General features: G+C 40.0%; 8 protein-coding genes. 2 read left to right on the top strand and 6 right to left on the bottom strand.

Annotated elements, in window-relative coordinates; genetic code table 11:
* Nucleotides 1-73 precede the first annotated feature (73 nt).
* Entirely contained in the window at nt 74-1,684 is a 1,611-nt protein-coding gene (locus tag AAHM81_RS03060; RefSeq protein WP_342265044.1) for an ABC-F family ATP-binding cassette domain-containing protein, read from the bottom strand.
* Nucleotides 1,685-1,913: 229 nt separating this feature from the next.
* Between AAHM81_RS03060 and lipA the strand changes: the two genes are divergently transcribed.
* Both lipA and AAHM81_RS03050 read left to right on the top strand, forming a co-directional pair.
* Nucleotides 1,914-2,777: a lipoyl synthase gene (gene lipA / locus AAHM81_RS03055; RefSeq protein WP_342265043.1), complete on the top strand. Its 864-nt coding sequence runs from the start codon at nt 1,914-1,916 to the stop codon at nt 2,775-2,777.
* A 175-nt stretch (nt 2,778-2,952) separates the two neighbouring features.
* Nucleotides 2,953-3,210, top strand: coding sequence for a hypothetical protein (locus AAHM81_RS03050; protein ID WP_342265042.1), 258 nt, complete (start codon nt 2,953-2,955; stop codon nt 3,208-3,210).
* Here the strand turns inward: AAHM81_RS03050 and AAHM81_RS03045 are convergent.
* The 5 genes from AAHM81_RS03045 to AAHM81_RS03025 form a co-directional block, all read right to left on the bottom strand.
* Nucleotides 3,139-6,714, bottom strand: a complete 3,576-nt coding sequence (locus AAHM81_RS03045; protein WP_342265041.1) for a sodium:solute symporter family transporter — start codon at nt 6,712-6,714, stop codon at nt 3,139-3,141. The genes AAHM81_RS03050 and AAHM81_RS03045 overlap by 72 nt on opposite strands.
* Before the next feature lie 346 nt (nt 6,715-7,060).
* The gene (locus AAHM81_RS03040; RefSeq protein WP_342265040.1) at nt 7,061-7,426 is read right to left on the bottom strand and encodes a MerR family transcriptional regulator; all 366 of its coding nucleotides are present in this window, start codon (nt 7,424-7,426) and stop codon (nt 7,061-7,063) included.
* Between the two features lie 5 nt (nt 7,427-7,431).
* A complete protein-coding gene (locus tag AAHM81_RS03035) occupies nt 7,432-8,403 on the bottom strand; it encodes a M23 family metallopeptidase (RefSeq protein ID WP_342265039.1) in 972 nt (323 codons plus the stop codon).
* A 320-nt stretch (nt 8,404-8,723) separates the two neighbouring features.
* A complete protein-coding gene (dnaK, locus tag AAHM81_RS03030; protein WP_342265038.1) occupies nt 8,724-10,640 on the bottom strand; it encodes a molecular chaperone DnaK in 1,917 nt (638 codons plus the stop codon).
* Between the two features lie 181 nt (nt 10,641-10,821).
* The gene (locus tag AAHM81_RS03025) at nt 10,822-12,963 is read right to left on the bottom strand and encodes a MutS-related protein (protein WP_342265037.1); all 2,142 of its coding nucleotides are present in this window, start codon (nt 12,961-12,963) and stop codon (nt 10,822-10,824) included.
* Nucleotides 12,964-13,020: the final 57 nt, after the last annotated feature.

Raw genomic sequence — 13,020 nt, 5'->3', positions numbered from 1 at the left:
CAATCCTCAAACTTAAATGCATTTCCGTTCAGCCAATAGTGAGGAACGGGGAAGTATGCTATACAATGCTTTGCTAGGTTAGGTTGACAACCTCTTTAAATTCTTCATAAGTGCCAGGAAATACCTTAACTTTTTTATTTTCGATATACCAAATTTTATTGGCAACCTGTTGAATAAAATTACGGTCGTGTGATACAAATAAGCACGTGCCTTCATATTGCTGTAGCGCTTGCCCAAGGGTATCAATGGACTGCATATCTAAATGGTTGGTGGGTTCATCCAGTAGTAGAAAATTGGCTTGAGAGAGCAATACAGTTGCTAAGGCAACCCGTGCTTTTTCACCGCCGGAGAGCACCTCTATTTTTTTAAATACATCATCCTTAGTGAAAAGAAACATACCAGCTATGGCACGAAGTTCTTGCTCTGTGCGTTCTGCCCCATCATTACTGCTATGGGCACGCAATGCTTCTATAATGGTATGCTCTAAATTTAAGGCCTCTAACTGATGTTGGGCATAAAAAGCCATTTCTACATTATTGCCAAAGCTTCTCTGCTGCTGTTCAGCTGCCTCATGCTCGGCTATAATACGCAACAACGTAGTTTTACCCCGTCCATTTGCACCAATTAAAGCAATTTTATCACCCCGGTTAATTTCTACAGCGGCATCTTTTAGAATCGATACAGCACCATAAGATTTATTGATTTTTTCTATTACTGCAATAATTTTGCTAGGATTGTGCTTAATCGAAAACTGGAATTTAATGGTTTTACGATGTGCAGTAGGTGCTTCTATCTTCTCTACCTTATCCAATGCCTTAATCCTAGACTGCACCAACTTGGCCTTACTGGCCTTTGCTCTAAAACGATCTATAAACTCTTGCGCATGCTTGAGCTGTTTTTGTTGATTGGCATAGGCATTTTCCAGTAAGGTACTTCTTTCTGATTTTTGTATTTCGTACTCACTGTAGTTACCTACATAAACGGTAAATTTTTTATCAGCAATCTCTACAATCTTAGCAGTCGTACCATCTAAAAAACTTCTATCATGTGAAACCACAATAAAAGCACTATCGTAGCTTTTTAAATAGGCTTCTACCCACTTGATAGAGACCAGATCCAAGTGGTTGGTAGGTTCATCCAAGATCAATAAAGAAGGTTGTTGCAAAAGCAACTTGGCAAACATCACCCGCATACGCCACCCACCTGAAAACTCAGATAGAGGACGGTCCAAATCTTTAGTCGAAAACCCCATACCCTCCAACATGGCCTCGGTCCTTGACTGCATATCATATCCCCCTATTCTTTCAAAGGTTTCTTGGAGATTTGATAATTGTGTAAGCAGATCATCGGAATAGTTGACCTCCATCTGTTGACACAAAGATTCAATCTTTTTTTGCGTAACCAATGCTTCACTAAAAGCTTCCATGGCTACATTTCGAATACTATCCTGAGATTGATAAGAAAGCAAGTCCTGGTTGAGAAAGCCAATAGAGCATTCTTTTCTTCGAGTAATTTTACCACTATCTGGAGAAAGGTCTCCCGTAATAATTTTTAACAAAGTAGATTTGCCAGCCCCATTGGGTCCAATTAGGCCAATCTTATCCTTGGGTTTAATATGCAGCGCAGCCGAATCATACAAAGTGCGCTTGCCCAAATGGTAGGTAAGGTCATTGATTACAATCATGGAATTTTATTAGCTTGAAAATATTAGGAGAAAGGTATAGCTTCCAAATAGCACCGCAGGAAACGATATCAAACCGTTCTATATCATAGAATGCAAATATAAGATATTTTTTATGAATAGCCCTCTTTCGAAAAAAGCTAGCTGAATAGATAGCTGTTAGGCGTCAAAAGAGGGCTAATATTCTACAAGTTTTAATATATTCGATGCCTATAAGCTATGAACCATTTTCATGAAGCAAGAAACCTCACCCATTACTATACCCCAGCGTCCAGATTGGTTGCGGGTTAAACTACCGATAGGTAAGCACTATAGAGCTGTGCGTGATATTGTAGATCAGCACAAGCTACACACCATTTGCACCAGCGGTAACTGCCCTAATATGGGAGAATGTTGGGGAGCAGGTACGGCTACGTTTATGATATTGGGTAATATTTGTACACGGAGTTGTGGCTTTTGTGCAGTAGCTACTGGCAGACCTACTGTTTATGACAAAGAAGAACCCAAACGAGTAGCACAGGCGATTCATCTAATGGGGGTTAAACATGCGGTTATCACTTCGGTAAATAGAGATGAGCTAAAGGACTGTGGCGCAGAAATTTGGTATCAAACGGTTAAGGAGATTAAAGCCTTAAATCCTGCCACTACTATAGAAACATTAATTCCAGATGTAAAGGCAATTTGGTGGGCGCTAGAGCGCATGATTAGTGCGGGTCAGGAAGTGGTCTCGCACAATATAGAAACGGTAGAAAGGCTTTATAAAACAGTTCGTCCACAAGCTAAATATGCGCGCAGCTTAGAGCAACTTAAACGGATTAAGGCATATGGAAAACGTTCTAAATCTGGTATTATGCTCGGATTAGGCGAAACAGATGAAGAAGTCTATCAGGTTATGGATGACCTACGCGCGCATGGTTTAGATGTATTAACACTGGGACAATACCTACAACCTACCAAACAACATCTTGAAGTAGCCACCTTTGTACACCCAGATAAATTTGCTCATTTTAAAGAAGAGGCGCTCAAGCGTGGATTCTCTTACGTAGAGTCAGGACCACTTGTACGTTCCTCTTACCATGCAGAACGACATGTTTAAATGGAAGCAGCGCAGTCAAGCACCGCAGCATACTAGATCTATTTGAGGAGCATAGACAAGCTGTATCTATTCACGTCACTGGTTAATAATGAATTGTATTCCACTTTTTTCTTGATAAAAAAGTGGACAAAAAATCATGCCCTCGGCAAAAAGTTCCGGAACCCACCCCTTACAGATGGAAAAACAGAAGTCGCCCGCTGCGCGGGCTGCAAAGGAAGCTGTTTTTCCTAATCATCTGCAAGGGGTGGGTTCTATTTCGAAACTTTTTACAGGGGCATTTTATCACTATGGCCATAGTGTTGAACAGATACGACAAGCTTCGACACCAAAATTGCCATTAGAAATAGCTTTTGCAGCAGGTCTATTCTTGTTTTTCTCTTTCTACTTCCTTTATTTTACAAATATTCAATGCAGCTTTAGCTGCTTCCTCTAATGCCTGCCCTATCTCTGGCCCTAAATAGGTATCAGCCAGCTTTACATCTATAGACAAGGTTTCTTGTGCCATATGTTGCACCTCTGGTAGATGGATATAACCTGCTGCATGGCGTAGGTCATAGAGTCGTTCTGCCAGTTTAATAAATAGAACAGAAAGCTGTACATGCTCTTCCTTAATTGCTTCTTTCAAACGATTCTGCACATAAAGTAACGAAGAGTGATCTAACGCTTGACGTTTATCGATCCCTACCACATTCAAGACAAAAGCATAGACTCCTAAGTTATAATGTTCCTTGACATAAGAAAGGGGCAAACAAGTACGACGTACCAGCTCATACAACAAAGCAGCATAGATTACTTTAGGTGAGTGAAAAGCCCACTCTACCACCAACTCAGCAATCCCTACTGCTCGTACATAAAACAATTGACCAGAAGCATGTCGTTTAAAACCAAAATGTTGCCTCAGCAATAAAAGCAAACCAGAAATCGTCCCTACATCTACAGGATCCATCTGATAAGAGGACTTGCAAACATAATCATGGAACTTCATGAGTACCATCATCGAATCGGCTTGCTCTTTAGGGGTAACAGGTGCTTCTAAGGTTAGGGCATCTAAAGGGAGTGTAATAGTCACCTTATTGAAGATATCTGTGACATCATTAGGCAGCACCAGTAGCATGGCAGATTGTTGTTGGTCACCAAATGTCTCCCAATAGCCATAATGGGCGCCAACAATACTGGATAAGGTTTCCTGTTGCAGGTCTATGGAAGGTGGCGTTCCTTGTTTCCCTTTAGGACCAATCGCATCCATTTCATCATCATAGACCTGTTTCACTTTAGGTAGTGCTTCAGGTGCAGCAGTAGCTTGGCTGATTACCAGGGCAGTAGCTTGAAAAAGGATGTATGCAGGCAGGCTGCTATCAACAGGATCAGCTTGTTTAAACTGCAAAGAAGTATCGTGTAGTTGTATTTTAACAAGTGGCATACCAGATCGATCTAACTTAGCAATCCGTAAAACTGCCTGAACCAATAAGTAGACCACTTGATAGATGTCGCATACCATATAAGCAGATAGCTTCTCATCGGAGCCGCTTACTTTTTCTACCAGTAATCTAGGTGGATCAGCCACCTCGTGCGACAAGGCCAATTCCAACTTACGGATCAACTTATCTAATGTAATCTGCGTAGGCTGCAACAACGCATGCTTTTTGGCTTTGGCCCTTCTATTGAAATAAGCCACCCAATCGTAGAGCTTATTGATAATACTTTGAAAATCCTGTTTATAAAGCGGAACATTGCTATCTAAAAAAGAGATAGACTCCTCAATCTTGCCTATTACTTGCGTTAAAATAGCACCATACCCTTTCGCCTTACCAGCCGTAGGAACTGCAGCTGCATCATAGAGAGAGGCTTTTAGTTGTTGAGACTCTCTATTTTTTTCCTGATTTTCAAGGTAAAGAATTTTAGCTTTATAGTGATTGAGCTTTCTTTTAAAGGAAATAGCGATGGCAAATACCAGTAGCATTGCTAGAAATAGCAGGAATAGGGGCAATAATGGATAACAAGAAACTCTAATAAAAAATATTTTATAAAAAACTACTAATGAAATAGCTGTTACAACACCTATACCCAAGTATAGAGGCAATACCCATAAGATTAAAGCAGCATCCATTAAAAATATGGATAAGTTAAAGATCAGATCCCCTACATTCCACCAATCTCCACCAAGTAAACTTAAAGGAAGATAAATCACTAAGGCCATTAGCCAGCATAGGCCAATACACCAGTCTGGAATGGTTCTTATCTTTTTCGAGATATCATAGACAAATGGATAACCTATAAGACAAGCTGCCAACAAGAGTTGTAGCATAATCCAGTAGACATTATGCATAATAGGCACTATAAAATAAGACAGTAAGATAGTAATGACAATATAGCATCCTACATATACCATCGTAATATGGTTAGATTTCAGCTTAGATAAAATAATTTTTCTATTGGCCCAAGCATTTTTAATCGCTTCTTTGCGTTCCATTCGCTTGCGTGCACGTTCTTGTTGCAGTTGTTTAAACTGGTCATCTGGACCACCCCAGCCTGCCTCCTCCGGCTGTTTAAATAAATAGTGGACAGCGATCATGGCTAAGCCGTTGGCTAGCATAGCAATACAAGAACCATCTATTCCTGTTAGTGGTTGAATCCACTTGTCCCAAGTTAAAATGGCTAATAGACCAGTCACCATACCGATTAAAGCGGTACGGGAAGTGCCTTGAAAGCCAAAAATAGCTAAAATAAAGGGGGCAGATACTATAGGTATGGAACAATTAAGGGTCCAACAGAGTAATCTAAACAGATCCTTACACTTAAAAGCCAAAAGCATAGCCAATAGACCCACCACTAGTGTAGCGCGTCTAGCAACTTTAACTTGCAATGCATCAGTAGTTGCTTTTTTATTTTGAAGGCGCTTCACTATATCATGGCTAATCATAACAGAACAGATATTCAAATAGGAATCAGCTGTAGACATAGCCATAGCGAGTAAACTAATGGCAAGCAGGCCTTTAAAAAAAGAAGGAATATGAGTCATGATATAGTCCCAAACCTCTGCTTTCTGTAAATCTGGTGCGTTTACAAAAACAAATATACCAACTAGCGTTATCAGGGCTATTATAATCACTTCAAAAAGAGTTGAATATAAAAAAACCCTTCTTGCTTGGATGGGGCCAGAAGACATATATACCCTTTGCACGTTTGGAGGATTTATAGCGGAAATTGTATTAGACAAACATAGTACAATCAAGGCTATCAAATTAGTATTCCAATGGAATACAGTACTAAACTGAAATTTTTCTTGCTGCTGTAGATAAGGAATTATTTCTTCAAATGGTTTTCCTACTGCTCTGAGCATATACCAAGTCAAAAGGGGAATGATAATTGAAAAAGTGACAAATTGCAATAGGTCAGTAAAGGTAACTGAACGAATACCCCCAAACATAGAGTAAATAATAACTATTAAAGTCGCAAAAGCAGTAATAACATTAATATTAAGATTCGCTACATTTACACACATATTAATAGCCATAGTTATTACATTAATTTGAGCAGTAACCATAACAATAGAAGCACAAATACTTGACAGAGCGGTAATGATCCCAACATATTTACCATAGATACTACCCATAGTATCAGCCATAGAGAGATGCTGCATAAATCGCCCCATACGTAGTGCTAACGAACCGACCAGCCAACAGCTAAAAGGAGCCAAAAGCATCAAGGTTATCCACCAGAGACCAATGTTATGCACTTCCTGCACATTACGTATTAGCCCTCCTCCACTAAAAGCAGTAGCCAATACTGTAGCTACTAAAGTAGCCGTAGAAAATTGTTTATTCCCCACTGCATATTCTCGAAAGGTGGTTTGTTTTCTACTAAAAACAATCCCTACCACCAAGGTTAAAAGCAAAAAAGCAGCCACTGTAATTAGGGATACGTTGAAGCAAATCATACAAGGTCAGTCGTTAAAAAGTGAATAAAAAATATGTATAGGTTCTGTACAGTTAAACGTCGTACGTGTAAATTATTTTTTAACTGTATTACACGCTACTTTCAAATTTAATTAAAAATTATGCCATAGCCTCATTCCAATTATGCATAGGAATGACCTATTTGTGTTTCGTAGAGAAGCATTACTATGAAAAAAAAAGTGATAATAAAAGCTTCATATAAAGACCTTCTGCAAAGCCTATTTCTAATGGCAATTTTGGTGTTGAAGCTTAAGGTCTTAAGATGAAGGCAGACTACTTTAGATCGGTTTTCGGGAGCAGATCTCAAACTGTCTTAGGCGGCTGTCATTAAGCGCAATGGTCATGAGCGCATAGCGAAAAGTGTGCAAAAAATTGCTTATCTTTTTTTAAAGCAACCAAAAAAGCGCGTAGTGCATGGAGCCGCTCAACAACCTCTGCTGGTGCAACTGTAAGACCAGTACTATGTTTTTGAATGACCTTTCGTGCCCCTGCCAAGCTATATCCTTTTTCTTTAACCAGTGTATAAATATAGCGTAGCTGAGCAATATCTTTTTCTTGATACCTTCTAGCCCCCTTGCTATTCTTATTGGGATGGAGGATGCCCATAAAAGCTTTTTCCCAAAAACGTATTAAAGAAGTGGTTACGCCAAAATGGCGGGCTACCTCCTGAATGGTAAAATACTTTTTTTCCATACCTTCTAAAAATTCGAACAAAGGGCTTGTGTTTGATGTGCAGCTTGTTTACGCACTGCTTCATATTCAGCAGCAGTAAGCTCCCCTACAAAGTATTGCACTGGGTTCACACGACGTCCATTGTGGTAGACCTCATAGTGGAGATGAGGGGCAGTAGAATCCCCTGAATTGCCCACTGTACCAATTTGTTGCCCCCTGGTCATACGTTGCCGCTCTTTAATCATTATGGTATGCATATGGGCATAGTGGGTTTGAAAGCCGTTGCCATGCTCAATAAGCAAATGGTTGCCATATCCTTTCTTATCTTTTTTCACCCATTTAACATAGCCATCCGCAGCAGCGTAGATCGGCGTATGAATAGGAGCTGAGAAATCAACCCCCTCATGCATCTTGCGAATTTTATAGATTGGATGGGTGCGCATACCAAAATGGGCCGATATTCTTTTCAAATGTTTTTTAGAAACGGGAGGGAAAGTAGGTGTAGAAGCGAATTTGGCAATCTTGTTCTTTGCAAGGTTGAGTATTTGATCGTAAGACTTCTTTTGAATGGTTAACTGACTAGCTAGTTGATCTACCTTAGACAATGTTTGTGCAATTAATGTATCCTTCCCTAAATGGGCATATTTATTTACGCCTCCCATGCCTCCTCTGCGTTCTTCAGGAGATATCGGTTCCGTATTCAACAATACCCTATAAATGTTATTATCTCGCTGCTGCAAGGCAGTTAAGACCGACAGGCTACTTTCTATTTTTTTTTGTACGATATGGTAATAAGCCTTCATGCTTTCATTTTCCTGTAATAGCTCTGCCTCTCTGGGAGAAACCGTACTACCTTGATAATACTTCACCATGGCGCCAGCTAACCCCACTGAAAAAACTATAAAAACAATACTACGTAAAATGTAAGCCGATATAGATGTGTGTACACGCTCATAGCTACAAGTAGCAGGGTTATAATAGTACTTGGTTTTAAGCATAAAAAATATATAATTACAGAGAATATAGACCCAAGCTAATTTAATTTAGTAAAATTGAGCAACATAATCAACTATAGACCTTCTGCACAAGCTATTTGTGATCAGCAATTTTTAGGAGAAGCGCGGTCGAGCACCGCAGCATACTAGATGTATTTGAGGAGCATAGACAAGCTTCAACACCAAAATTGCCATTAGAAATAGCTTTTGCAGAAGGTTTTATTATTGGGCTTTGAACTGCCTGAGGACGCAATATAAAAAAGCGACTTTCTAAAAGCAAATTAGAAAGTCGCCTCTAATAGAAGAAAAAAGAATTAAGGATATTATTTTACTTCTTCAAATTCAGCATCTGTCACATTGCCGCCACCTTCTTTAGGGTTTTCCTGTTCCACATTGGAAGTGGCTGGTTCTGCCTTAGCCTGTGATTTTTGGTAAACCTTAGCCATTACCTCGCTCCAAATCTTATTTAGCGCTTCTAGTGCAGGATCAATAGCAGCAATATTCTTTTCTGCATGAGCCTTTTTCAGATCTGCCAATGCAGGTTCTATATTTTTCCGGTCTTCCTCCTCAATTTTATCACCCAATTCCTTGAGCTGCTTTTCTACCTCAAATATAAATGAATCTGCTTGATTTATTTTATCTACTTGCTCTTTTTCTGCTTTATCTGCCGCTGCATTGGCTTCTGCTTCCTCCCGCATCCGTTTAATTTCATCTTCTGTTAAACCAGACGAAGCTTCAATACGGATCTTTTGTTCCTTTCCAGTACCTTTATCTTTTGCAGAAACATGCAATATACCATTAGCATCCACATCAAAAGTAACTTCTATTTGTGGAATGCCCTTGGGCGCAGGTGGTATATCAGATAGGTGAAACTGACCAATGGTACGGTTGTGTTTGGCCATAGGCCTATTGCCTTGTAGCACATGGACCATAACAGAAGATTGGTTATCTGAAGCGGTAGAAAATACTTCCGATTTTTTTGTTGGAATAGTCGTATTGGCTTCAATGAGCTTGGTAAAAACACCTCCTAACGTTTCAATACCTAGGGATAGTGGAATCACATCAAGCAATACAACATCCTTTACTTCTCCAGTGAGCACACCTCCTTGAATTGCTGCTCCTACAGCCACCACTTCATCAGGATTGACTCCCTTGGAAGGTTTTTTACCAAAAAAACGCTCTACTTCTTCTTGGATTTTTGGAATACGGGTAGAGCCGCCCACTAAAATAACCTCATCAACCTTACTATGTGGATCAGCGATATCTCCAAAGGCATCTTTTAAAGCTTGCCTACAAGGGGTTAGGGTACGCTTGACCAAGTCATCTACCAATTTTTCAAACTGTGCTCTAGAGAGCTGCTGTACCAAGTGTTTAGGCACGCCATCAATGGCTGTAATATAGGGGAGGTTAATCTCTGTGGTGGTTGCACTAGAAAGCTCAATTTTAGCCTTTTCCGCAGCCTCTCTCAAGCGCTGTAGCGCAGTTGGATCCTTTCTTAAATCAACCCCCTCATCCTTTTGAAAGCTATCAGCAAGCCAATCTGTTATTTTTTGATCAAAATCATCTCCACCCAGATGAATATCCCCATTGGTAGATTTAACTTCAAAAACGCCATCACCCAGCTCTAGAATCGAAATATCAAAAGTCCCCCCTCCAAGGTCAAATACAGCAATGGTGATGTCTTGGTTTTTTTTGTCTAGGCCGTAAGCTAAAGCAGCAGCAGTTGGCTCATTAATGATCCGCTTTACCGCCAAACCGGCGATTTCTCCCGCCTCTTTAGTAGCTTGTCGTTCTGCATCGTTAAAATAAGCAGGTACGGTAATCACCGCATCCGTAACGGTAGTACCTAGGTAGTCTTCCGCAGCGCTTTTCATCTTTTGCAAGATAATAGCAGAAATCTCTTGCGGGGTATAGAGCCGATCACCAATCCGCACACGGACCGTATTGTTCGCTCCGTTTTCTACCTTATAAGCCACTTCGTTGATTTCATTGGCCACACTATTGTAACCCTTGCCCATAAAACGCTTAATCGAACTTATGGTATTATTAGGATTGATAATGGCCTGACGTTTAGCAGGATCACCCACTTTACGTTCGCCCTTTCCACCATTTAAAAAAGCTACTACAGATGGCGTAGTTCTTTTACCTTCATTATTAGGAATCACTACTGGCTCGTTGCCTTCCATAACGGCAACACAGGAGTTGGTGGTTCCTAAATCGATTCCAATTATTTTTCCCATGTCTAATTGCTATTTTGTTTGTATTAAATCCTTGCCTCTATCGTAGAGCAACCTATTTAGCTTTATTGTATAAAGGGATAATACAAAGTCCATGCCAAATCTATTATCTTCTAGAAAATTGTGTCAAAATGGCATAATAGGTCTAAGCTACAGCGGCATTGTGGCTAAAAAAGTATGCGCACTATTTTTTTGAAAAGCTTTTCTCATACCGCTCTGGATGGCTTATAATATCTCTGGCTTGTTGCAACATTTGGGTTGCATAGCCCTGCTCTTCCAGGATATCTATAGCAATGGTTTGGTTAGAGGCGCCGGGAATTACCTTGTACGTGTACTGAATTTTGCCATCTTTTCCTATAGGTTTGATAAAAACCTTATAATTTTTAAACCCCTTTTGAGGCTCACGTCCTTCTAAAAGCATCACGATTGGATAGTGGGTAGCCACAATATTCAGGGCGTTACCATATCTTGCAATATAGTTTAATACGGAATATTCTGCTGCTGCCCCTTCTACTGGATTGGTACCACTAAAGGGTTCGTCAAAAATAGTAAAGCTAAACTCATGGTCTTTTAATGGCTTTAATAAATTTAAATGAGACTGAAATCGATCCACTTCTGCTAAGAAGAGTGACTTTCCAGCTGCAATATCATCAGTAATATCTATATAAGTGTTTATTTTGCTAAATGGGGTCATCTCACAGGACTTAGCTGGTGCAATGCCAAAGGTTTGACTCAACAAAACAGTGGTGGCCACACCGGTTAAAAAGGTAGATTTGCCACCTGCATTGGGACCAGTTAAAATGATGTTTTGTGTTTTAGTTGCACTATCCATGACCACATCATTGCCAACAGCGGTAGTAGGGGTTAACATGGGGTTCCACATTTCAACCAGCGCCAACCGAGGTTTTGTATATGCTTTGGGGGACAAGAACTTAGTAAAGGTATAGGCATGTGGCCCACCCACCGCAGCTGTTTCTTTCATAAGGGTGGCGATAGACAACAAGGCATCTAACGCTCCTAAAGCATACATGGCATCGTGAAAGACAGCCTTATACTCCACAAAGAGTTTATAACTAGCCAATAGCTTCCCAGCATTATCCCATAAATAAGACCAAGAACGAAGGGGTAATTCTTCTAAATAACGCAATAAGTTACCTACCTCAGAAGATTTGTTTCTGCATGCTAATAGTTCTCTGATAGGCTGAAGTTGTAGACCATATAGCGCCTCTAATTCAGCATTTTGTTCAATCAATACATTGATTTTTTTAGCAGTAGTCAAAAAGGTTTGCACATCTGCCATACGCAAGGCAAGGTTTTTCAATACCCCTGAGTACTCCTTGTAGTTGCGGTATCCTTTGTAATATTGCCAGAAAGAATGGATAGTATACATACCACTGTTAAACCACATCGAGAACTTAGTGTCGACAGAGATCGATTTTTTTAATACTTCCCTGCCAAGATAACAAAGATTGTACAAGGGAATAAACAGCCAATAGAGCTCTGCGTAGAAGAGACCACGTGGAACATCCTTACCCTTAGCAATACGCTTAGTAGCAACAAGATAGGATATCTCTGTAAAAGGCAGCCCTATTATTATAGGATACCAGATATAATTAGTATAAATATTCCAAACATCTCGTAGTAATATCTTTCTTCTTTGTAGCAAAAAAGCCGATTTGTTTGCAGCAGCAGAAGGCTTATAAAATAGATTGGTCAAATATTTATCATACTCTTTGGTATAAAGCGGATCTGTTTCCGTCCAAAAAGAAAGCATCCCTTTTTCAGATGATTTATAACGTTGAAGCTCGCTTTGTAAATCATTATATAACTGCTTGTTTTGAAGCAAAAAATCTATACACTGCTGACGTTTGGTAAGCACTTCTATATCAGCAATGGGCGCAGCGATAAGTGAAGCAAGTGCTCCCTCCCCTAAAACAGTAATCGTCTTATTAATGCGGGACAAAACATGATAGGTTGGTGTAGTAGTAGTTCCGCAAAAAAGGTGTAGGTCATTCCAAGCATATGGGTTCAACAGCTTACCTGCCTGCTGATACTGATCTTGGTAGTAGCTGCTCTCAGCAAAAACTTCATTGAATACCAATGCACGCGCTGCTCTTGGTGAAAGATGCACGTCTGTAATATTGGTATCGGATGCTTTAGCTTTCTTAGCGAACAGCGCCTTTGTCAAAGGCTCTGGTGCTTCAGGGAATGATTTTAAGTAGTAGTCAGCTACTTGTATAGCCATGGAAGGACGCTTGTCAACAGCTTCAACAGAAACTGGTAAACAAAAGATAAATGCTGTTGATATAAACGAAATGATGCGCATGGATAGAAAAATTAAATAGTATATGTATACACCACCTTAGCTTTCGCCTTCTAAAGC

The organism is Cardinium endosymbiont of Philonthus spinipes, from assembly GCF_964030745.1.
In the GTDB taxonomy this organism is placed as follows: Bacteria; Bacteroidota; Bacteroidia; order Cytophagales; family Amoebophilaceae; genus Cardinium.
The sequence above is the reverse complement of the archived record's forward strand: the minus strand, read 5'-3'. Positions and strand labels throughout refer to the sequence as shown.